This is a genomic window from Brachybacterium massiliense (assembly GCF_900184245.1).
Lineage (GTDB): Bacteria > Actinomycetota > Actinomycetes > Actinomycetales > Dermabacteraceae > Brachybacterium > Brachybacterium massiliense.
On record NZ_FXXB01000007.1, the window covers coordinates 564,703 to 587,415 of the forward strand.

The 22,713-nt window shown below is 68.2% G+C and carries 18 protein-coding genes; 9 read left to right on the plus strand and 9 right to left on the minus strand.

Features of this window, described 5'->3' with window-relative positions; genetic code table 11:
- Positions 1–19: 19 nt before the first annotated feature.
- Entirely contained in the window at positions 20–940 is a 921-nt protein-coding gene (locus BN4251_RS09270; RefSeq protein ID WP_087484807.1) for a ribokinase, read from the minus strand.
- Positions 937–1,107: a hypothetical protein gene (locus BN4251_RS18295; RefSeq protein WP_170931905.1), complete on the minus strand. Its 171-nt coding sequence runs from the start codon at positions 1,105–1,107 to the stop codon at positions 937–939. The genes BN4251_RS09270 and BN4251_RS18295 overlap by 4 nt, the downstream gene beginning before the upstream one ends.
- A gap of 111 nt (positions 1,108–1,218) precedes the next feature.
- Between BN4251_RS18295 and BN4251_RS18875 the strand changes: the two genes are divergently transcribed.
- The gene (locus tag BN4251_RS18875) at positions 1,219–4,635 is read left to right on the plus strand and encodes an exonuclease domain-containing protein (protein WP_281255311.1); all 3,417 of its coding nucleotides are present in this window, start codon (positions 1,219–1,221) and stop codon (positions 4,633–4,635) included.
- Positions 4,636–4,797: 162 nt separating this feature from the next.
- Here the strand turns inward: BN4251_RS18875 and BN4251_RS18000 are convergent, their stop codons facing one another.
- Positions 4,798–6,174: a hypothetical protein gene (locus BN4251_RS18000; RefSeq protein WP_140398415.1), complete on the minus strand. Its 1,377-nt coding sequence runs from the start codon at positions 6,172–6,174 to the stop codon at positions 4,798–4,800.
- A 524-nt stretch (positions 6,175–6,698) separates the two neighbouring features.
- Between BN4251_RS18000 and BN4251_RS09285 the strand changes: the two genes are divergently transcribed.
- Entirely contained in the window at positions 6,699–7,985 is a 1,287-nt protein-coding gene (locus BN4251_RS09285) for an ISL3 family transposase (RefSeq protein ID WP_087483965.1), read from the plus strand.
- A gap of 509 nt (positions 7,986–8,494) precedes the next feature.
- Here the strand turns inward: BN4251_RS09285 and BN4251_RS09290 are convergent.
- The 5 genes from BN4251_RS09290 to BN4251_RS09310 form a co-directional block, all read right to left on the minus strand.
- Complete coding sequence (locus tag BN4251_RS09290; RefSeq protein ID WP_087484809.1) at positions 8,495–8,809, minus strand: type II toxin-antitoxin system RelE/ParE family toxin; 315 nt, start codon at positions 8,807–8,809, stop codon at positions 8,495–8,497.
- Positions 8,806–9,090 (minus strand): ribbon-helix-helix domain-containing protein, encoded by a 285-nt coding sequence (locus BN4251_RS09295; RefSeq protein WP_087484810.1) that lies wholly within the window; start codon positions 9,088–9,090, stop codon positions 8,806–8,808. The genes BN4251_RS09290 and BN4251_RS09295 overlap by 4 nt, the downstream gene beginning before the upstream one ends.
- Positions 9,091–9,152: 62 nt before the next feature.
- Positions 9,153–10,868 (minus strand): ABC-ATPase domain-containing protein, encoded by a 1,716-nt coding sequence (locus BN4251_RS09300; protein ID WP_087484811.1) that lies wholly within the window; start codon positions 10,866–10,868, stop codon positions 9,153–9,155.
- A 51-nt stretch (positions 10,869–10,919) separates the two neighbouring features.
- Positions 10,920–12,338, minus strand: coding sequence for a plasmid pRiA4b ORF-3 family protein (locus BN4251_RS09305; RefSeq protein WP_087484812.1), 1,419 nt, complete (start codon positions 12,336–12,338; stop codon positions 10,920–10,922).
- 61 nt (positions 12,339–12,399) lie between these two features.
- Positions 12,400–13,047, minus strand: coding sequence for an ankyrin repeat domain-containing protein (locus tag BN4251_RS09310; RefSeq protein ID WP_087484813.1), 648 nt, complete (start codon positions 13,045–13,047; stop codon positions 12,400–12,402).
- A 290-nt stretch (positions 13,048–13,337) separates the two neighbouring features.
- Between BN4251_RS09310 and BN4251_RS09315 the strand changes: the two genes are divergently transcribed.
- From BN4251_RS09315 to BN4251_RS09345, 7 genes are all read left to right on the plus strand, one after another.
- Positions 13,338–14,351, plus strand: coding sequence for a LacI family DNA-binding transcriptional regulator (locus BN4251_RS09315; RefSeq protein ID WP_245810278.1), 1,014 nt, complete (start codon positions 13,338–13,340; stop codon positions 14,349–14,351).
- Positions 14,351–15,364 carry an ABC transporter permease gene (locus BN4251_RS09320; protein ID WP_087484814.1) on the plus strand — a complete coding sequence of 338 codons (1,014 nt, stop codon included), beginning with the start codon at positions 14,351–14,353 and terminating at the stop codon, positions 15,362–15,364. The genes BN4251_RS09315 and BN4251_RS09320 overlap by 1 nt, the downstream gene beginning before the upstream one ends.
- A 5-nt stretch (positions 15,365–15,369) precedes the next feature.
- Positions 15,370–16,305: a carbohydrate ABC transporter permease gene (locus tag BN4251_RS09325; protein ID WP_245810279.1), complete on the plus strand. Its 936-nt coding sequence runs from the start codon at positions 15,370–15,372 to the stop codon at positions 16,303–16,305.
- A gap of 74 nt (positions 16,306–16,379) precedes the next feature.
- Complete coding sequence (locus tag BN4251_RS09330; protein ID WP_087484815.1) at positions 16,380–17,966, plus strand: extracellular solute-binding protein; 1,587 nt, start codon at positions 16,380–16,382, stop codon at positions 17,964–17,966.
- Positions 17,967–18,022: 56 nt separating this feature from the next.
- Positions 18,023–19,432, plus strand: a complete 1,410-nt coding sequence (locus tag BN4251_RS09335) for a glycoside hydrolase family 32 protein (RefSeq protein WP_087484816.1) — start codon at positions 18,023–18,025, stop codon at positions 19,430–19,432.
- Positions 19,429–20,349, plus strand: coding sequence for a carbohydrate kinase family protein (locus BN4251_RS09340; RefSeq protein WP_087484817.1), 921 nt, complete (start codon positions 19,429–19,431; stop codon positions 20,347–20,349). Before BN4251_RS09335 ends, BN4251_RS09340 begins: the two co-directional genes overlap by 4 nt.
- A gap of 234 nt (positions 20,350–20,583) precedes the next feature.
- Positions 20,584–20,994 (plus strand): Fic family protein, encoded by a 411-nt coding sequence (locus BN4251_RS09345; protein ID WP_245810280.1) that lies wholly within the window; start codon positions 20,584–20,586, stop codon positions 20,992–20,994.
- Between the two features lie 33 nt (positions 20,995–21,027).
- Here BN4251_RS09345 and BN4251_RS09350 read toward each other — a convergent pair whose 3' ends face one another.
- On the minus strand, positions 21,028–22,692 hold the full coding sequence (locus BN4251_RS09350) for an SWIM zinc finger family protein (RefSeq protein WP_170931908.1): 1,665 nt from the start codon (positions 22,690–22,692) through the stop codon (positions 21,028–21,030).
- Between the last annotated feature and the right edge of the window lie 21 nt (positions 22,693–22,713).

Genomic DNA, 22,713 nt, shown 5'->3' on the forward strand with positions numbered 1-22,713 from the left:
TCGACGCGACGGCGCCCAGCTACTCCGCGAGCTGCGGCAGCTCGTCCCCGGTGCTCGGGTAGCTGGGCTGAGCGCCCTGACCGGTCGCGGCGAAGGCTCCCACCCGGGAGGCGAGACGCGCCGCGGCGGGCAGGCTCTCCCCGCTGGCGAGGCCCACGGCGAGAGCACCGATGAACGCATCCCCCGCGCCGGTGGTATCCACGGCGGTGACGCGTGCGGCAGGGATGCGGTGCGTGCCGTCGGCGTCGGCGACGAGCGATCCCTGTGCGCCGAGGGTGAGGACCACCGAGGTGATCCCGGCCTCGCGCAGTGCGCCGACGATCCGCTCCGGCGCCTCGGGCACCTCAGCGCCCGGGGCGAGCTGGGCGAGGACGAGAGCTGCCTCGTGCTCGTTGACCACCAGCGGGTCCGAGGCGCGCAGCACCGCGGGGTCGAGCTCCATCACGGGGGCGGGGTTGTGCAGGAAGCGCCCGCTGACCAGGGCGGGCAGGGCCTCGATCCCCTCGCGGGGGATCTCGCCCTGGCACACCACGATCGCAGAGGCCGCGATCACCTCCTTCGCCTCAGTGACCTGAGCGGTGTCGACGGAGTCGTTGGCTCCGGCGATCACCACGATGGTGTTCTCGCCGTCCTCGGCCACGGTGACGATCGCGAGGCCCGTGGGCCCCTCGATCTCGCGCACCCCGGTGAGATCGACGCCTGCGGCGCGCAGGCCGGCGAGGCCCACCTCGGCCTGGGTGTCGGTGCCGACGGCGCCGATCATCCGCACGTCCCCGCCGAGCTTCGCCGCCGCGACGGCCTGGTTCGCGCCCTTGCCGCCGGGCAGCATCTGCCCGCCGGTGCCGTGGAGGGTCTCCCCGGGCATCGGGTGCCGCCGCACCTGGGCGATGAGGTCGACGTTGATCGAGCCGACCACCGTGATCACGCCGGCCGGGCTCACTCGTCGTCGTGAGGGCGACCGTGCGGGTCGGGCTCGGACCGCAGCTGGTCCGCGACCTCCTCCTCCGGGCGGGGCGCCGTCGACTGGTCCTCCTCGAGAGTGGGGATCGGCGGCTCGCCGGTCTCAGGGACGGGCTCTTCGGCGGGCTGCTGGGTTCGATCGGTCATGACGAGGCCTTTCATGCTGTGGTCGAGCCAGGATACGCATGGCCGTTCACCGGTCGGCCCCGTCTGGGATGATCAGGGGGACGTCCGATGGACTGCACGGAAGGGGTGGCTGTGGGACTGCGTGATCGTCTTCGCCAGCGCTCGTCGTCGCAGCTCGGTGCCGACTCCCCTGCCCTTGCCTCCGCGGCGCGTTTCGCCGTGCTCGATGTGGAGACCACCGGGCTGGACCCCTCGCGGGAGAGGATCCTCGAGATCGCGATCGTGCACACCGATGTGCACGGACGGGAGCTTCACCGCTGGAGCACGCGGATCAACCCCGGCATTCCCGTGCGTGCCACCCACATCCATGGGATCACCGACGCGGATGTCGCCGACGCACCCCGCTTCGCGGATCTCGCGGTCACGATCGGGATCGCTCTGCAGGGCTTCGTGGTCGTCGCGCACAATGCCGAGTTCGACGTGGAGTTCCTGCGCGCGGAGTTCGCCCGTGCCGGGATGCCGATGCCGCGCTTCTCCACCTACTGCACCCTGCAGGGCAGCACGCTGTACCTGCCTCAGCTGCGGCGACGCACTCTCGCCGAGTGCTGCGCGGCGCTGGGCGTGCCCCATCAGCAGGCGCATTCGGCGCTCGGGGATGCGGCGGCGACGGCAGGGCTGCTCGAGCGATTTCTGGCGCTGGATGCGCAGACCGGCTACGACGCCCCGCTCACGGCGACGCGGGCACTGCGCGCGGCAGCCCCCGCAGAGCAGCGCGACAGCCGGCTGACGAACCAGAATCCGCCCGGAACGGGTCGTCAGCTGGCTGTCGACGTGCCAGCGTCCGCGGCAAGTGGTGCGCCGGCCCCCGCTGCGGCGGTGGCGCCCGTTCCGGTGCCGGCGGGCGACGCTCGCCCCGTTGACCTCTCCCCCACCGCGATCAGGGCCTGGGCCCGCTCACAGGGCATCGCCGTCGGTGATCGCGGGCGGATCAAGGCCGAGCTGGCCGCGCAGTACCGTGCCGCGATGGGCGTGAGCGGCGCCGCCCCCGCGGCGGTGGGCCCGGCGGCGGCTTCGGCGTCTGCGGCTCCGGCGACTGCGGCCCCGGCGGCGGCCCCGGCGGAGCAGCGCAATAGCCCGCTGGCGAACCAGAAATCGCGGAAACTGGGTCGTCAGCTGGCTGTTGACGTGCCGGCGTCCGCGGCAGTTGACACGCCGGGCCCCGCTGCAGCACCGGCACCGCCCGCTGCCGCCGCGCCGCTCACCATCACCGAGGACTTCCAGGCCGCACTCGACCACCTGCACGCCGGCCATCACCTGTTCCTCACCGGCAAGGCGGGCACCGGCAAGTCCACGCTGATCCGCCACTACCTCGAGCACACGCAGCGGTCCACGATCACGGTGGCCCCCACCGGGATCGCGGCGCTGAACGTGGACGGGTACACGATCCATCGCCTGTTCTCGTTCCCGCTCGGCGTCACCGAGGATACGGTGCGCGGTCCCGGCTACTACCCGGGCCGCTTCGCGAAGGCGCTGAAGAACCTGGACACGCTGATCATCGATGAGGCGTCGATGGTGCGGGCGGACCTGTTCGACGCGCTCAACGCCGCGCTCGAGCTGTACGGCCCCGCGCCGGGCACGCCGTTCGGCGGGGTGCAGCTGGTGCTGGTGGGCGATCTGTACCAGCTGCCGCCGGTGGTCACCGATCACGAGGCGGGCTGGATCGAGGAGCGCTTCGGCACCCCGTTCTTCTTCTCCGCCCGGTCCTTCGACACCGAGACGTTCCCGGTGGTGGAGCTGTCCACCGTGTTCCGCCAGCAGGGCGATGACCGCCTGGTCGAGCTGCTGAACGCGGTGCGGGAGGGGACGCTGCTGGAGGATGCGCGGGCGGAGCTGAACCGGCGCACCGATGCCGAGTTCGAGCCGGCGCTGGAGGAGTTCTGGCTGACGCTCGCGACCACCAACCGGATCGTCGGCGCCCGGAACCGGCAGATGCTCGAGCGCCTCCCGGACCCGCCGCAGACCTTCACCGCGCGCATCACCGGGGACACCGACGGGTTCGAGCACCCCACCGAGGACGTGCTGCACCTGGCGGTGGGCGCGCAGGTCATGCTGCTGAACAACGATCCGTCGGACCGCTGGGTCAACGGCACCCTGGGCCGCATCACGGCGATCGGCTCGGATGAGGACGGGCCCGTGGTCACGGTGCTGCTGCGCGACGGCCGCACCGAGCACGTGCGCGAGCACACCTGGGAGATCACCCGGCCGAGCGTGGAGGGCGGCTCGCTGGTGCACGAGATCGTGGGCACGTTCACGCAGCTGCCGATGAAGCTGGCGTGGGCGATCACGATCCACAAGTCCCAGGGGCAGACCCTGGACCGGGTGGTCGTGGACCTCACCGGAGGCACCTACGCGAACGGTCAGCTGTATGTGGCGCTGTCGCGCTGCACGAGCCTCGAGGGGCTGGTGCTGAAGCGCGAGGTGCTGCCGCGGGATCTGAAGACGGACCAGCGGGTGCGCCGCTATCTCGCCACCGGCGCCGCGGCGACGGACACGCTCGGCGAGGCGTACCTGTCGGTGCTGACGGTGGGCACCGTCGGAGATCGGTGGCGGCCCCGACCGGTGGAGATCGCGGTGGTGACCGACGACGGGGACGAGATCTCCACCGTCATCAACCCCACCTCGGATCTGTTCTCCGCGCGGGACGAGTTCGGGCTCACCACGCGGGACGTGCAGCTTGCGCCGCTGCTGGCCGAGGCGTGGCCGGCGCTGTCGGCGCTGCTGGCCGGCCGGGTGCCCGTCGGCGTGGACATCGACCGTCAGCTCGCCCACGTCGACTTCGAGCTCAAGCGCAACGGGATCGTCGAGCCGGTGCCGCTCGGGCTCGAGGTCCCCGGCGGGCTGCTCAGCGCCGACGAGCTCGCGCGGATGAAGGCGCCGACGGCGCTCGAACGCGCACGGGCCGTGCGCGATGCGGTCGCGCGGGTGCGGGCAGCAGGCAAGGAGCTACCCGGGACCGGGGTGGCGTTCCGGCAGGTCGTGGCGGGGCACGGCTATCTGCTCGCCCGCACGACGGGGCCGACGGGGACCAGCGCCCCGACGGGCTTCGTCGTCGGCGGGAACCTCGGCGCGCAGGACGACGCCGCCGAGGTGCTCGCCCACCTGCTCGAGGGGACCTGGCAGCGGGTCCTCTCCCCCGATCAGGAGGTCCTCGAGCGTCTGCGCGGGGTCGAGGAGCATTTCGGGGCGCGGGTGCTGCCCGAGGGCTTCGAGGTGAAAGGCCCGACCAGCGCGGCCGACGTGCTGGTGCCTGGGGCGCGGGTGTGCTTCTCCGGCACCGTCCACTCGCCCCGCCACGGGTTCCTCGAGAAGGAGGAGCTGCACGCCATGGCCGAGGCGCGCGGGCTCGTCGCCGTCCCGAACCTCACCAAGACCAGGACCGATGTGCTGGTCGTGGCCGAGGCCGGGTCGCAGTCGAGCAAGGCGAGGAACGCGGCGAGGTGGGAGAAGCCGGTGCTGACGGCGGAGGAGTTCCTGGAGTGGGTGGGGTGACTTAAAGACTTGGACGCCTAAGACAATCCCGAAGGCAGAAGCAGTCAATTCACCAGTTCACAACACTTCAAGCAAGCCCCCATTGCCTCTTCCAGCCCAGGAATAGCATTGCTTCCGCCAGTATTCTTACACCTCAAGGACTTCACAGAACACACAATCACGCTACCCCCTATCAGTGCCTGCCAATTTGTCACACCCACCCCCTTTCCTGTACTCCTTGAGCCTGCTGTCCGCCTTCTCTTCTTCTCGGTCACGCTCCGCTCTCATCTCACGCCAGATCAAACCGAAAACAATAGCAAATAAAACCATTCCGAGAATCGTCCAAAGCGCACGCACACCCACAGTGGCAGAGTCTGGATTCACATAGAACCACTCAAGGATGGGTGGGATAACTGTCGACGGAAGGAAGAGAGTCGCAATGGCTCCGATAAATATTGCGAAGTGCCGATCAAACTTAGCTCGAGCTCCTTGCACCTCTCGCTCGTGACGAGCCTCAGCTTCCCGATCGCCCCGCTGTCGCTCAGTCTGCTCTCGGAGCTCCTCGCGGTCTATCTGATCTTGACGACGCCGCTTCTCATCTTGCTGCATTCGCGCAATCTGGGCGAGACGGTCGAGGTTCGCCTGGGTTCGCTCAATGGCCGCGTCGACGTCGATACCGAGAGCTGAACGGAAGGCCTCTAGGAACCTCTCACTCCGGGAGCTAAGAACAGGGACACCACTGGCGTAGTCGGTGGTGAAAAGTGCAAATTCTTGCCAGATGCTCAATGCCGTCTCGTGCTGCCCTTTTTCAAGCAGGAGGTCTTCGGCAGTCCGATGCAGCCGGTCAGAGAAGTCTTTTAGGATTCTTCCCTTGAGTAGTTCAAGTGCCAACAGATCTGCGTAGAAGCCGGAGACTTCAGCTCGGTGATCCACGCCGTCCCAAGGCGACAAGGACTCGCCGGGCATGGCAGCAACCCCCGCGCCTTGGCGACTGAACTCCACATGCCAGCCTCGCCACGGTAATGGCGGATTACTGCGGCCCGGAAGATCCTCAGGAACCGAGCAGTCAAGCCAGAAGTCGCGGTCAAGGGTTGCGAAAGCAAAAGCGCGAGCGGCGCGCAGGGCGTCTGCCGAATACCCTTCTGTCGCCACCTCATGATACTTATCATTCTTGCTACTTTTCCTATCGCTTTCAAGACTTCGGAGGGCATCCTCCACGGACCCCGTAGCCACCGTCAAGAAGCTGTAGATTGGAACCAGTGCGCTCGTGCCCGCACTCCCCGCGCCTAAGACACTCACCATCGTCGACGAGTTACCAAGGCTGCCGCCGTCATCAAGAAACTCAAACCTCTTGCTGTCCGTGTTGAAAGCACATTCAGTCGTCGACTCCCGCGAGGACAGCAAATTACCAATCAGGGCACAGAACTGACGCTGGTAGTCTCGCATCAGTCGCCGCAGGGTGTTTGCCAACGCCTCCGCCCGGATCGCCGCATGCCCAGTAACCACATCGCCAGCCGCCACCGTGAGGTCCAGATGGACGATAACAATCGCGGGCGCCATATTACCCATATTTTCGCCCGACTCAAAAGAGGACGATCCTCTACTGGCCCGGACCGGATTCGTGTCTGTTCGAAGGATCTCAAACCCTGTAACAACGATCGCTCGATCCGCCCCAGCCCCCTCTCTCTTGAGGCTACGGATCGTATGCCGGACGTACCTGTGGAAGCGCCGCCCCTTGCCATGCACTAACCGACGAAGTTCGGGCCCTAAGTAAGAAGACCGCTTCTCCCCATCAATTACCTGAATACCTCTAGTCTTACTTGCCCGCTTCACCAGAGAGATAGGCCCTTCACTCCACTCGCTTGGCCCGCCGACACCCGCCGCGCTACGAAGTCGATCGAAGTCTACGTCCGCTTCGAGCAATACGTAGCTGCCTGACGCGTAGTGAGGCCCAACTTCTTCCACATACTGGCTCTTCGCGGCTCGTGGTGAAGGAGAGCGTCGCGTCGCTGGCGTAGAACGACCCGTGGTCCTGCTGTGATGGGTGTTGTCTAGACAGCCACATCCCAGAGGACCACGAGCCTGTGCATGAGAATACGGGTTCGCAGCGAGATGCTGCGAGCACGATCTTCAACCTGCCCGACTACCGCGTCATCGACGCGATCGACCTGCCCGATGGAGGCCGGCGGGTGGTGATCGAATCCATCGAGCCGCCGGGCTGTCCGTCGTGCGGGGTGCTCGCGACCAAGGTCCACTCCCGCCGATCCCAGAAGGTGCGAGACGTGCCCGTGGCCGGGGCGATGGCGGTGGTGTGGGCCAAGCGGCGCTGGTTCTGCCTCGAGTCGGCCTGCGCCCGGCGCACGTTCTGGGAAGCGACCGACCAGGTCCCGCACCGCGCGCGCTCGACGACCCGGCTGCGGGATCAGGTCGTCTCCGCGGTGATCACCTCTGGCCGGGCAGCCTCGGAAGTCGCCCGGGCCCATGGCGTCTCGTGGTGGCTGGTCCAGGCCGCGCTGGCGGCTGCCGCCGTGGTCCTGCCCACCGCCGAGGACGTGTCAGTGACGCGCCTGGGCATCGATGAGCACCGCTACCGGTCGGTGCGCTGGTTCCGCACCGACGACGGTGCCTGGAGACGGTTCGAGCCCTGGATGACGACCCTGGTCGACCTCTCCACCGGGCAGGTCCTCGGTATCGTCGACGGCCGGGACTCCACCGCCGTCGGCGACTGGCTCGCCCAGCGCTCCGAGCTCTGGCGGGAGCGGATCGAGATCGTCGCCATCGATCCCTCGGCCGCGTTCCGCAAAGCACTGCGGACCTACCTGCCCCGCGTTGCGGTCTCGGTCGACAAGTTCCACCTCGTCAAGCTCGGAAACGACATGGTCACCACCGTCCGTCAACGCCTAGCCCGCACCCATCGCGGTCGTCGCGGCCGCAAGGACGACCCGGCCTGGGCCCACCGGATGCTGCTGCTACGCGGCGCTGACACCCTCACTCCACGGGCCTGGGAGCGGTTGGAGTCGGTGTTCCGCACCGATGACCCCACCGACGAGCTCTCGGCCGCCTGGGGCATCAAGGAGCAGCTCCGCCGCTTGCTGGCCACCGACACCCTCGCCCAGGCCTGGGACGAACGGATGCGGATGGGCTACTTCGCCCAGCTCGCGAACATGCCCGAGGCGACCAAGCTCTACGACACCGTCGTGACCTGGTGGGACGCGATCGAGGTCCTCATCGTCACCGGCGCGACCACCGCCCGAGTCGAGGCAGCGAACACCGGCATCAAGAACATCAAACGCACCGGCCGCGGCTTCCGTAACGCGGAGAACTACCGGACCCGTATCCTGTTAGCCAGCGCCGCGAGAACCGTAGCGTGAATACCCGCTACAGCAGGGTCATTCACCACGAACCGCGAAGAGCCCACATACTTGCCAATCTCTTCCGATCCTTGTTCGGCGCTCACCAGACTCCCCCTCATGTGCTGCTCAGCTTCTCGACGCTATCCCTCTTAGTATCTACTACCGGAGCGTAGCGATGTACCACGGACCGCGCCTGAGTGAATGCCCTAGATTCTCTGTCGCCGCTATGCGGATACTGCTTCTCAAGCAATTACACGTGTAGAAGCTTCTCGGCCGTAGCCAGGGGGACTGTCCCAAGGAACTTCGCATGCAACGACTGTCCCATCGACCGCCTGAGCCGGGGACGAGTGCTTGACGTCCGAGGGCCTCAACGAGGTCAGTGCTAGGTACAAGTAGCCCGGGAGGCGACGGACGCCGCGAAGTGGGAGAAGCCGGTACTGACGGCGGAGGAGTTCCTGGAGTGGGTGGGGTAGGTGCGATCAGCACAAAGAAGTACGCCCTGAGGCACCGCCTGCGCTTCGGGGCGACTACTCGAGCTCTGCGGCGATGAGGGCTTCGTCGTCGCGCCCGCCGTAGTAGATGCCAAGCACCTCGACGGCTTCCTCTGTCACCGCGAAGGCGATCACGACTCGACGACGGAATCCGATTGTGCGCAGACCGGGCCGGAGATCATCGCGCGCAACGCCGATGTACGGGAAGACGACCAATCCGTCGCAGTAATCGAGAATCTCGGCCAGATAGCCAGCAGCGCGTTCCGGATATCCGGACTCATCTGCAATCCATGTATAGAGGTCGGTCAGTTGCTCTCGTGCTCGCGGAGCGTAGACGACACGACGGTTCATGCCCCGCTCGACGCAGTGCGCTCCTCGTGGACCATCGCAAGATGCGCGCGCATGTCGTCGGCGCTGATCGCCTGCGACGGATCGGCGCGCAGCTCGTCGTACGCTGCGACGACGTCAGAGCGCAGCCAAGCTTCCACAGCCTCATCGCGCGCGAACAGGGCGCGCAGACCATCGCGGAGCACTTCGCTCTCACTCGCATACGCGCCCGATGCAACGCGCTCCTTCACCGCATCAGCCATGCCCGTAGGAAGGGTGATGCTGAGCTGTTTCGTAGTGCGCATGGCGCCTCCTGCCACATGAGTAGGATTCAATCCTACTCCTGGGCGTCCGCTGTGCACAGTGGTCATCTCACGCCCGACGCGGCGGGCCCGCCCGCGAGGCGCAGCCCCCGGTAGCGGTTCACGGCCGCGTGCAGCTCGAGTGGCCGGGGCCGGGCGAGATGCCCGGGGTGACCGCGATGGGGTGAGAGGACGTCCAGCCCCTCCGCCTCGATCCGCTCGCACAGCGCCGCGATCGCCTGCTCGAGCGAGAGCGGCGCACCGTCCGGTCCGGGCTGGTCGAGCAGTTCGGCGAGGCGGTCCAGGGCGTGGGCGATGGCCTGGGTCTGGGCGGCGTCGACCAGCTGGGAGACGGCGGCGAGGTCGAGGTGCTCGTGGCCGAACCGGATCGTGTCCCGGCCCCGTGCGGTGGCGGGTTTCTTCGTACCCGGCGGGCGCAGCGTGCCCGGCGCCGGGATGCGGGGGCGCGCAGCAGCGAACACGTCGGCCGTCGGCGCCGGTGCATGCTCCGTCGCGAGTGCGCGGGCCTGGGCGGTGACGTCGCGGGGGATGTACTCGTCGAGCACGATGACGTGATCGGCCACGTCGAGGAAGGCGGCCGAGCCGCCGGCCACCAGGACCGTGGACACTCCGCGCTCGCTCAGCAGCGGGCGCACCCGGTCCACGAGCGGGGTGATGGGTTCGCGCTCGGCCGGGACCAGGGCGCGCATCCGCTCATCGCGGAACATCATGTTGGTGGCGGAGGTGTCCTCGTCGATCAGCAGCGCGCAGGCGCCGGCGTCGACCGCTTCGACGAGGGAGGCGGCCTGGGAGGTGGAACCCGAGGCGTTGGTGGTGGAGAAGGCGCGGGTGTCGGTGCCGGACGGCAGGCCGGTGAGGAAGGGCGAGATGTCCACGCCGGTCACGGCGCGGCCGTCCTCTGCGCGGAGCGCGGCGGCGGTGGCCCGGGTGATCACCCATTCGCGGCCGTCGCCCGCCCGGTGCGGGTACACGCCCTTGGCGAGCGCGCGCAGCAGCGTGGACTTGCCGTGATAGCCGCCGCCCACGATCACGGTGACCCCGTCCGGCACGCCCATCCCGCTCACGCACCGGCCGCTGGGCAGATCGAACCAGACCCGCAGCGAGTCGGGGCTGTCGAAGGGGACGGCGCCGTCCGCGAGCGGCAGGTCAGAGTCGCCGGAGCGGCGCGGCAGGATCGCGCCGTCTCCCACGAAGGCCACCAGGCCCCGCCCTGTGAGCTGGTCGCGCAGCGCCTCCTGGTCGCGGTGGAGGGTGACGTGCTCGCGCAGCGCGTCGTCGTCCAGGCTCGCGTGGAGCAGCGCCGCCTCGGCGAGGCGCGGGAGGTGCTCGGTGAGCAGACGGGCCGCCTCGCGGCCGCGGATCCGGCGCCCGGCAGCGGGCAGCGGAACCGCGAGCCGTGCCTCGACGCCCTCGGCGGTGAGGGCGACGCTGGTGCGCTCGAGCACCTCCTGGCCCGGGGCGCCGGCACTGATCCCCTCCCCCAGCTCCGCGGCGACGCGGGCGACGGCGCGGGCCAGGAAGTCCGTGGTCGCGACGCGGCCTCGGTGATCGGAGAGCAGATCCTCCGGCAGGTCGGCGTCGGCCCGATCGACGATCACCCGCATCAGCGACGGCGGGGCGTAGGGATCGACCTGCACATGATCGACCACGAGACGGCACACGCCCAGGTCGTAGCTGCCCCGCAGCTGCTTGTAGGCGCCGTAGCTGCGGGAGTCGATCCCGGTGAGGGTGCGGGCGAGGGCGGTGGCGTCGGCGGTCATGGGTCCATCACACATGACGTTCCGGGCCTTCTGCATCCGCGGCCCACGCCGTCATGCCTGCGAGAGCGCCTCCCGCGCCAGTGCCCGGGCAGCGTCGGACCAGTCGCCACGCGCAGCGCGTCTGTCCTGTACCGGGGTGATGTTCCGCAGCACGGTCGCGGCGGGCAGATCACGCACCATCCAGCGGTCCACGGCGCCGTCCTCGCGGGTGCGCCAGCCGAGCCGGTCCAGAGCTGCGGGTGTCGCGTGCGGATCCACAGCGGTCCCGCTCGGGGTGGATCCGATGTGAGCGAGCAGCAGCACGGTGGCGTCGTGCGCGAAGGATCCCGGTGGTGGGATCAGGGACTGGGCGAGCAGGGACCACAGGGCCTCGGGGTCCTCTGCCACCGGACGTGCACGGCGGGTGGGCAGCAGCTGCCCTTTGAAGGTGCGCAAGATCTTCAGGTGCTTGAGCGCCTCGCGGAAATGGAGCAGCGGAAACGCGTTGATCTCGCGGTTGTTCTTCCCGATCCAGTCGCCCATCTCCGGCACCACCCGGCTCGCGGCTTCGACGTCCGCGGGCTTCAGGTAGCCAGCCGCGGTCAACGGCAGACCTCCATCGGCCGCACGGTCGAGGAACCAGGAGACGCCGCGCAGCGCCGTGCGCTTCTCCTCGGCCGACGGCGCGTCGGTGGCGGTGGCCAGTGCCAGCGACCTGGCGAGCAGGTCGTCCCGAACCGGGGACGGAGGCAGGCGGGTCACGACCGCGGTCAGCACGGCAGAGGCTCCGTACGAGGCGGGGTCGAGATCGGCGAGCTCGAGGGAGCGCTGGAGCTCGGCGAGGTCGAAATGCGCCGGATCCGGGAGCACGCCGGCGAGATCCTCCGCGCGGGTGAGACCGCCGCAGTCCTCGGGCGGGGCAGCACGCCGTCCGCTGAGGGCGCGGGCGGGCGGGGAACCATCCCCTGCCGGGCGCACGGATTCCAGCAGCAGCCGCAGCTGCCAGTCATCGCCGTAGTCATAGACGTATCCCAGGCGGTCTCCACTGGTGCTGAGCACCTCGTCGAGCCGCACCTGCGAGGCGGGAAGCCCCTCGTCCTCCCCCTCGTCGACGTCGAACGGGCAGAGGAACAGCTGTGACTCGAGATCGAAGGGGTGCCCGCCGGCGGCGAAACGCCACAGGTGCGCATCGAACCAGCCAAAGGCGGTCTGGAGGATCCCATGGACCTCCTCGAGCATGAGATCCGAGCGCAGCTCGAGCCGGCGCCAGATCGGCGGAGAGGCATGCTCGAGATCCACGCGGAGCGTGAACAGGGCGGGCTCCTCGCGCGGCGGGTGGCGCAGATCGGGGCGCTCGGGGCGGCGCACCGCTCTGCCCGAGGCGTCGAGCACGCCGTGGAGGATCCCGTGGATCTCCTCGGAGCTCATCCCATCGAGCTGCGCGCGGAACTGGCGCAGGAGCTCGTCGTCGGGAGTCTGGTTCGAGGGCATGGGGCCACGGTATCGGTGCGGCGTGATCACCGAGCTGCCGTGCGACTATGCGGCCGACGGGTCAGGCGAAGCCCTCCTCGACCAGCACGCTCCCGCTCTCTGTGATGACGTGGGCCTGGCCCGAGCCGCCGGCGACGCGGCTCCAGCTCTCCACGACGAGCCGGCCGCGATGGACGGAGAGGCTGAACCCCCCGTACATCCCGGGGTACGGGACCCACAGGGTGTCCATCTGCTCCATGACCAGCAGCTCAGTCGGGACGGGCCGGAAGCGGACCGGGTCGAGCGGCCGGGCGCGCTCGGCGATCAGGTCTGCGAGGTGGGAGTCCCAGGCCGCGAACCTGCTCTCCTCGGAGGGGCCGACGTCGCGCACGGCGAGCGTCTCGAGCAGGTGGTGGTGGCCGCGCTGCCGGGCGAGGTCGAGCGGCCGGTCACCGTCCGCCGTGCGCAGCGACCGCCAGGCACCGACGTTGAGCAGCCGCTCGGCCACGCCCACCGGGGCGCCGAGCCATGCGGCTTGGTGCAGCGGGGTGAACCAGGACCGGCCGGTGACCCGCCACTGGTTGGCGCCGACCCAGGTGCCCTGCTCGACGAGGTCGAGGACCGTGTCCCAGCTGCCCGCCTTCGCGGCATCGGCGAGGCGGGCGGAGTGCTCGACGAGATCGTCGTTCAGCACGTCGGGGTCGAGGACCCCCTGCCATTCGTCGATCACGTGTGGCCCCTCTGCTCGGTGGTGGAGTCAGTATGGCGGTGGTGGCGGACAGTCGGTGCGGGAGCTGGCGTCGGCGGCCGTGGCCTCATCACAACAGAGACTCCGGTCGACATGCCGATGTATGCGCACACATCTCCGCGAGCACCGATCAGAGCCCGGCGACGGAATCAAGACTCTTGCACCGCTTGACAGACGAAGACGTGTGGCTCATGATCTCCGTCATACGAATAACGTCAGCGCGGATCGCACCGGTCCGAGGCGACACCCGACGAGACCCGGAGGCACGCGAGATGGCACAGCGCCCGACCATGCACGACGTCGCCGCAGCCGCCGGCGTGTCCCAGGCCGTGGTGTCCATCGTCCTCAGCGGGTCATACGCAGGCCGCGCCTCGGAGACCACGGCGCAGCGCGTGCGGGATGCCGCCTCGCAGCTCGACTACCGCCCCAACCTTCAGGCGAAGAGCCTGAAGACAGGGGTGGCCGAGATCATCGGACTGGTGGGCGACGAAGTCGCCACCGCCCCGTTCTCGGGAATGCTCATCAAGGGCGCCCAGGACCGCGCCTGGCAGGACGACCACATGCTGATGACCATCGACACCGGTGGCGACGACGCTCTGGAGCACGCGGCGATCCGGACGATGCTCTCGCACCGTGTCCGCGGAGTCATCTACGCCGCCATGTACCACCGCGAGGTGGAGATCCCGGCCGCCGCCCTGACCACTCGCGCAGTGTGCCTGAACGCGAAAGAGCGTGAGAACAGGGTCCCGAGCGTCACGCCGGACGAGGTCGCCGGCGGATACGAGGCGACGAAGGTCCTGCTCGATGCCGGGCACACCCGCATTGCGATGATCAACATCCATGACGTGCTGCCAGCGGGCCGCGGACGGCGCGAAGGGTACGAGCGGGCGCTGCGCGAGGCCGGCATCGATCCTGACCCCGCCCTCATCTGCGGGGGAGAAGGCATCCAGCGCTCAGGCTTCAAGGCCTCCCGGCACCTGATGAGCCTCGATTCACCCCCCACAGCAATCTTCTGCGGCAACGATCGCAGCGCTCTCGGCGCCTACCAGGCCCTTGCCGAGCTCGGCCTCCGGATCCCCGAGGACGTCTCGATCGTGGGCTTCGACGACCAGGATCTGCTGCGCGACTTCTTCCATCCGCCGCTGACCACCGTGCGCCTGCCCTTCGCCGAGATGGGCGATCGAGCGGCCGCTCTCGTGCTCGACTCTGACGCTCCGGCAGAGGTCCACCTGATCCACTGCCCTGTCATCCACCGCCAGTCAGTCGCCCCGCCGAAAGGACGATGATGTCACCTTCGCCCACCACCGCCGATGCCGGCACCGCACCCCTGGTCGATCCTGACCATCACGCCGCGGTCGCCGCATCACCACCCGAGACCCCTCCCCCGCGCGCGAAACGGCGCCTAGTCACCCGCATTCTCCACGCCTGGCAGTTATACGTATTACTCGCGCCGGCTCTGGTCTATCTCATCGTGTTCAAGTACTGGCCGATGTACGGGGCGCAGATCGCGTTCCGTGACTACAACCCGGTCGACGGGTTCTTCTGGAGCCCCTGGGTGGGGCTGGACCACTTCGTCACCTTCGTGACCTCGTTCCAGTTCGAACGTCTGGTCATGAACACCCTGACGATCAACACCGTCGGCCTGCTGGTGGCCTTCCCCGTCCCCATCATCCTCGCGCTGATCGTGAACCAGCTGCCCAGCGAACGGTTCAAGCGCTTCACGCAGACCGTCCTCTACGCCCCCTCGTTCATCTCGGTCGTGGTGATCGTGGGCATGATCCATCTGCTGTTCTCCCCCAGCTCCGGCATGGTCAACCATGCGATCTCGCTGCTGGGCGGCGACCCGATCTTCTTCATGGGCACTCCCGAATGGTTCCGCCCCCTGTACATCGGGTCGGACATCTGGCAGAACGCCGGCTTCTCGATGATCATCTACCTCGCGGCCCTGACGGCGATCGATCCGTCGCTGCACGAGGCCGCCCGGATGGACGGCGCGAACCGCTTCCAGCGGATCCGGCACATCGACATCCCCGGCATCCTCCCGGTGATCACGATCCTGTTCATCCTCGCGGTGGGAAACATTTTCAATCTCGGCTTCGAGAAGGTCTATCTCATGCAGACGGACCTCAATCTCCCCACCTCCGAGGTCATCAACACCTACGTCTACAAGACCGGCCTGCAGAACGCCCAGTTCAGCTATTCCGCAGCGATCGGGCTGTTCAACTCCGTCCTCAACCTCATTCTTCTCCTGACCTTCAACTGGGTCGCGAAGAAGGCCAACCAGTCGAGCCTGTGGTGATGAACATGTCGAGAACTCTGTCCCCCGCCAAGAACTCGCTGCGCCGAGAGCCCTTCCACCGACGGCTGGCCGATCCTCTGTTCGCACTGGTCACCTACGGTCTGATCGGTCTGTCGATCATCGCGATCATCTACCCGCTGTACTTCATCGTGATCGCCTCGATCTCCGACCCGAACCTGGTCCAGCAGGGCAAAGTGATCCTCTTCCCCCGGGGCGTCACCTTCGACGGGTACCTGACGATCTTCGGCACCTCGACGATCGTGCGCGGATTCGCGAACTCCGTCCTCTACACCGTGGTGGGCACCACGCTCAGCGTGGCGATGATCCTCACCGGCGCCTACGCGCTGAGCCGGAAGGACATGCCCGGGCGCAACCTGTTCATGATCCTGTTCGTGATCACGATGTTCTTCGACGGCGGCATGATCGCCCGGTACCTCGTGGTCAAGGAGCTGGGCATGCTCAACACCCTGTGGGCGGTGGTGCTGCCCGGAGCCGTGGGCGTGTGGAACCTGATCATCGCGCGCACATTCCTCCAGCAGAACCTCTCCCCGGAGCTGCGGGAAGCCGCGCAGCTCGATGGCGCGTCCGATTTCCGCTTCTTCTTCGGGATCGCGATACCGCTGTCCAAGCCGCTCATCGTCCTGATGGTGATGATCCATCTGGTGGCGAACTGGAACGCGTTCTTCGACGCGATGATCTATCTGAACGACGAATCGAAGTATCCGCTGCAGCTCATCCTGCGCAATGTCCTCATCCAGTCACAGGCCTCCTCCTCCGGGATGGACATGGCTTCGATGGACAGCACCGCCGCTGCGCAGAGGATGGGCGAGCTGCTCAAGTACTCGATGATCGTCGTCTCCACGATCCCGCTGCTCATCGCCTTCCCCTTCCTCCAGCGCCACTTCATCAAGGGCGCCACCCTCGGCGCCCTGAAGAGCTGACGCCCGCCCCACTCGCACTGCCCCATCCGCTCTACCCCACCTGTACCGCATCACCGCTACGAAGGAGTACCGCCATGCTGTCTCGCCGTCATTTCACCCTCTCCGCCACCGCCCTCGGCCTCACGATGCTGGGCGCTGCCGGCTGCTCCCGCCCCTCGGAACGCACCACCGAGGATCTCTCCGCCGACGTCGGCCTGACCGACTCGGGCCTGCCGATCGTGACCGACGAGCTGACCCTCACCTTCGGCGGCGCGAAGTCTCCGCTCGCACCGGAGTACGAGGCGATGGAGCTGGTGCAGACCTGGAAGGCTGACTCCGGGATCGAGATCACCTGGAACAACGAGCCCGACGAGGTCTGGGGAGAGAAGAAGAACCTGCTGCTGGCCAGCGGCGAGCTCCCCGATGCCCTCTTCAACACCGGGCTCTCCGATGCGGAGGTCGCCAAGTACGGCGCCAACGGCACCCTGATCGCGCTGGAGGATCTGATCGAGGAGAACGCTCCCACCCTCGCGGGGATCCTCGCGGAGCGTCCGGACATCAAGGCCGCGATCACGGCGTCGGACGGCCACATCTACACCCTGCCCTCCGTGGAGGAGATGGGGCTGGTCGAGTTCCCAAGCATGCTGTTCATCAACACGGACTGGCTCGCGGAGCACGATCTCGAGATGCCCACCACGGTCGAGGAGTACCACCAGGCGCTGCTGACCTTCAAGGAGAACGGGCCCAGCGGGGTCCTCCCGCTGTCCTTCCTCGACGTCGGGAACATCGCCGATCTGATCGCGGCGATCGGCGGCCAGGCCGACAACCCCGACCACCGCATCGTGCAGGACGGGAAGGTCCTCTTCACGGCGAACACTGACGGCTTCCGCGACGCGATCGCCGAGCTGCACACCTGGTACGGCGAAGGGCTGATCGACCAGGAGTCCTTCTCCCAGGACTACGTGCAGTTCGTCGCCAAGGGCAAGGCGGAGCCCCAGTCCCTGGGTTCGTTCTACTTCTGGGAGGGCCCCGAGGTGGTCGGGCCCGAGCGGGCCGGTCAGTACGAGATCGTGCCGATCTTCCCCGGCCCCGACGGCGTGCAGCGTGCGTGCGTCGCCAACAACCAGGAGATCAACCGCGGCGCCTTCGCGATCACTCGCACCAACCAGTACGCCACCGCCACGCTGCGCTGGGCGGACATGCTCTTCGATCCGGTCATGAGCGCACAGGCGAACTGGGGACCGATCGGGGTCTCGCAGCAGCTCAATGAAGAGGGTCTGCTCGAGCAGATCCCCGTCGGCGAGGGCGAGACCGAGCAGGAGCGCCGGGTGAAGGTCGCCCCCGGCGGCCCCAAGATCATCACCGCGCAGGACTTCGAGACGGTCGTGCTGGCCGAGCCCCGCGCCGCAGAGCGCCAGGCCCAGATCGCCGAGTTCTACGAGCCCCACCGCGCCAACGAGAAGTACCCGCCGGTCATGCTCTCGGTCGAGGAGCTGAATCGGGTCAGCACCATCGAGGCCGACATCAATACCCTGGTCACCGAGAAGATCGCCGCCTGGATCGTGCGGGGCGGCATCGAGGAGGAGTGGGATGCGTACGTCACCCAGCTGGAGACGATGGGCCTGCCCGAGGTGATCGAGGTCTACCAGGACGCCTACGACCGCTTCACCGCGAACACCTGACCTCCCGGACGCCTCAGAGCCGCCGGTCCCGCCCCACCCGTACATCGAGAGAGATCATGAATACGACGTCACCGCCCGCTGCACTCACCGACGTGCACCGTCCCAGGTTCCATCTGACTGCCGAGGACACCTGGATGAACGACCCCAACGGCCTCATCCGGCACAACGGCATGTGGCATGCGTTCTTCCAGAACAATCCGCACGGCAGCACCTGGGGCAACATGTCCTGGGGCCATGCGGTCTCGGAGGACCTGGCGAACTGGTCCAACCTGCCCGTCGCCCTGCCCTTCTCCGAGACGGAGCTGATCTTCTCCGGAAGTATCGTCCACGACGCCGAGAACACCTCCGGCCTCGGCACGCCAGGCGCAGACGGACCGCTCGTCGCGTTCTACACGAGCGCCTTCACGCAGTCCCACCCCACCACGCCCGGCATCCAGGCCCAGTCGATCGCCTTCTCCCAGGACGGCGGCGCGACCTGGACCTTCTATGCGGACAATCCCGTTCTCACTCGTGATTCCGAGAACTTCCGTGACCCGAAGGTGTTCTTCCACCGCGAGAGCGGCCGCTGGATCATGGTCACCGTCGAGGCCCTCGACCACAGCGTCCATTTCCATGCCTCTGATGATCTGCTGGCGTGGGAGCCCGCCTCCGTGTTCACCCATCCGGGCCTGGACGGCGGCATCTGGGAGTGCCCCGATCTGCTGCGCGTGCCGAGCCCTGACGGCGGGGAGGACTCGTGGGTCCTCGTGATCAGCACCAATCCCGGCGGCCCGGCCGGCGGCTCCGGCACCTACAGTCTGATCGGACACTTCGACGGTCGCCGCTTCACGACCGAGGCACCGCCGCAGCCGCTGGACCTCGGGCCGGACTGCTATGCGGCGGTCTCCTTCTCCGGTGTCCAGGGGGATCCGGTGCTGCTGGGCTGGATGAACAACTGGGCCTACGCGGAGCAGACCCCGACGGCTCCGTGGCGCTCCTCGATGACTCTCCCCCGCACGCTCCACCTCGAGCGGGCGGCCGACGGCACGCTCCAGGTGATCCAGCACCTGGTGATCCCCGAGGAGATCCGGACTCTCGATCTCGAGGTGCAGGCCTCCTCCGCGGTGCTGGCAGAGCTTGATGCGGAGGAGCCGTTCAGGCTGCGCGGCGAGCTGCCCACCGCCTCCGCGCACCGGCTGGTGCTGCGTTTCGGCGACGGCGGGCGGGATCGCGATCTGGTGCTCGCCATCGACTCCGAGGGGCACGTCTCCTTGGATCGCAGCAGCGCGCATGAGGAGCCGTTCGCCCCCGAGCACACGCACTCCCAGCCATACGCCTCGGCACGGGCCGAGGGAGCGGTCGCCTTCGATCTCGTCGTCGACCGCTCGTGCGTGGACCTCGAGCTGGACGGTGGCCGCGCCCTGATCTCCCAGCAGATCTTCCCAGGTGCTCGCACGGTCACCGTCCTCACCGAACCCGCGGCATGAGAGAGCCCACCGCTCTGGTCATCGGGGAGGCTCTGACCGACATCGTCCACGAAGCGGACGGCACGGTGCTGTCTCGGCCCGGGGGCAGTCCCGCCAACGTCGCCGTGGGTCTCGCGCGGCTCGGCGTCCCCACCGCGCTGCTCACCCGCCTGGGCGCCGACGTGAACGGCGGCGCTCTGCGCGAGCACCTCGAGCAGTCGGGGGTGAGGCTGCGCGAGGCCGGCACTGAGCCCCCGGAGAGGGCGCCGACCGCCGAGGCACGGATCGGCCCGGACGGTGCGGCGACCTACCGCTTCGACATCGACTGGAACCCCGGGCAGATACGGCTCGACCCCGTACGCGTGGTCCACACCGGTTCCCTGGCCACGGCGATCGAGCCCGGCGCAGCGGCCGTGGAAGCGGCACTCGCCGCCGCCAACCCGGGCACGCTGATCTCCTTCGACCCGAACGTGCGGCCATCGCTCGGCCTGCCGGTGGAGGACATCCGCGGCAGGGTCGAGCGGATCGCGGGCCTGGCGCATGTGATGAAGATGAGCGATGAGGACCTCGAATGGCTGTACCCCGCGGAATCGGTGGGCGATGTCGCGGCCCGGATGCACGAGGCCGGGGAGGCGCTGTTCCTCGTGACCCGCGGCGCCCGGGGCTGCGCGCTCAGCACTCCCCGCTGGACCTCCGAGATTCCGGCGCTGCCGGTCACCGTCGCCGACACCATCGGGGCGGGCGACGCGTTCATGTCGGGCCTGCTGTTCGCGATCCTCACCGCCGGCGGTGATCAGGCGCTCCGCGACGGCAACGTCCGCCAGGACGCTGCTGAAGCGTGGGCGACGACCGCGCTGCGCAGCGCCGCGATCACGGTGGGCAGGCGTGGGGCGCAGCCGCCGTTCCTCGCGGATCTGGCAGAGGACGCTTTCCGTTGAGGGGCTCGGGCAGGGCCGACCACCCCCGGCTGCGGCTGTACTGACGGCCGACGGGCAGCTGACACCCACCGATGCCAGTAAGAGACTGCAAATCAGTCATTGACTGACTTGGAGCTGTTATGCAGCACTCCGCCCCGAGGCCACGTCAGACGATACGGTCCGGGGGCCGATGGCCCACTTGAACTTGGTGGTGATCCATCCGTTCGCCGATGGGAACGGGCGCACGTCACGTTCGTGCTGGCCGCCCACTACCGGCAGGCACGGACGGTCCAAGGGAGGCTGTGGAGCGCAGATCGCGTCGCCGAGCAGGTCGACGACATCATCGAGGCCGGACTCGCGCCGGAGCGTTCCGCACCCGCGCTCGATCTGGCGTCCTCCGGCTGGGCATTGCGGAACGCCACCTACCGCGAGCTCACGAATGTCACCGCGACGACCGCTTCCCGTGACCTCGCCGCCCTTCTCAGTGCCGGGATCCTGCAACGCCACGGAGCCAAGAGGAGTGACTGGTACAGCCCGGCGGAGACCTATCGTGCCTGGCTGACGGATCTGCGCGAGCAGACGAAAGAGTCGTTCGACGCTGGGGCAGCTCCCTACCGTCTGTCCGCACGCGGTGAGGAGATCCCCATCGCCTCCACGGGGGTCTGATGGTCACGTGCCGGAGCCGGACTGCAACCAGCGTTACCCCGGCAGTCCAGCCTTGGTGAACTCGTCCTGCAGCGCGGGGCGCCGACAGTTCCGGGCGCGGAGGTCGAGGAGCTGCTCGGTCAGCGCTTCGGCGTCGGCGCCGCTGACGTAGCCCATCGCCTCTTTGAGGAACCGTGCCGCCTCCGCGTAGGCGCCACGCTGCCCGACGCTGACGGCAGCCCGCGCGAGCTCGTGCAGCACCCCTGCCGCCTCGGCGCCGTGGATCGGTGCGCGCCAGCGGGCGAGGGCGAGCCATGCGGAGTCCCGCGCCCCGTGCTCGGTCGCCGTCTCCCAGGCGCGGGGCATGTCCTCGTCCCAGATCAGCACGTCCACGAACGACGACCACGCGCCGTGCTCGGCCGCCTGCTCCTGCAGGATGGCCAGCGCCTGCTCTCGCCGCTGAGGGAAGGCAGGGCCGCTGCTGAGCTTGAGGGACTGGAAGGTGCGCAGGAAAGGGTGCTCGACGAAGTTCGTCCACGACAACTCGGTGGCCTCGTCGTATCGGCCCGCTCGGGCGAAGGCCTCGGCGGCGACGGCTCGGAATCGGGCGCTGTCGCCGAAGCGCTCGCGCAGCGCCTGTGCTTCAAGCGCCGCGTCCTCGATGCGCTGTGCATCCAGGAGCACGTTCACCAGTGCGGCGGCGTCACCATCGGTGTCGAGTTCTGACTTCTTCAGCGCGACCAGGCCGTCGGTGCCCCCGATCGCCTCCGCGATCCGTTCGCGCTGCCCAGCGACCTGATATCGGTGCGCACGGTCCTCGTCGCCGAGAGTGCGCCAGCGCTCCTCCACCGCGTCGCGGAGCTCCTCGAGCCCTTCGGCGCCGAGCAGGTCACGGTACTGCTCGGCGGCATCGCTGAACACCTCGAGATCACTGGTGAGCGCGCGCCGCGCGAGGTCCCTCGCGAGCTCTCGCGGGTCCCCCGGAACGGCCTGGGAGGCGCGCAGGTGGATCTCTTCAGCCCGGGAGCAGACGACCGACAGCCCGCCGTCGGAGTCATCCACACCGCACAGGAGTCCTTCGAAGCCGTCGAGGGCGAGCAGCGCCAGCCGTGCCGCGGCCCGCGGAGCGCCGAGCTCGAGCAGCTCCTCGATGCTGTCGAGTGCGTCCCCGATGCCGGTGAAGAAGTCATGCGCCTCGTAGTAGGAGACGTATCCGCCGGTCTCGAGGGAGGCGAGCAGCTGACCGCGCACCGCGTCCTCGTCGATGCTGTCCTCGGGGTCGGCTCCGGCGGCGATGAGCAGCTGCGGATGCAGGGAGGGATCATCCTGTGCGAGGGCGAGCAGCTGTTCCGCGAGCCATTCACGGTCCTGGGCGAGCAGGAACTCCCGCAGATCGGGCACCTGCGGTGCCGGCCCCGCGGCAGGCTCGGCGACCGACGGGTCGGAGTCCTCGAGCCAGAGCAGCGCAGCGGCCACGATGTGCTTGCAGATCGGCTGGTCCTCCGCGAACGGGCAGGTGCACGACCCGGTGAGGCCCCCGGTGGCAACGGAGAGCCGCACCGTGTACTCGTGGTTGCCCATCACCATCGCGACGGCGCTGCGCGACCCCGCCGCGACCAGGACGGCTCGCCCCTGCCCCGCGTACTGGAGGCCACGCCGGAACAGGACGTCCCCAGCGCGAAGGCGGAGGGTGTCCTCGGAGAACGGCAGCGGTGGCATGGGGTCCATTGTGGACCCGCC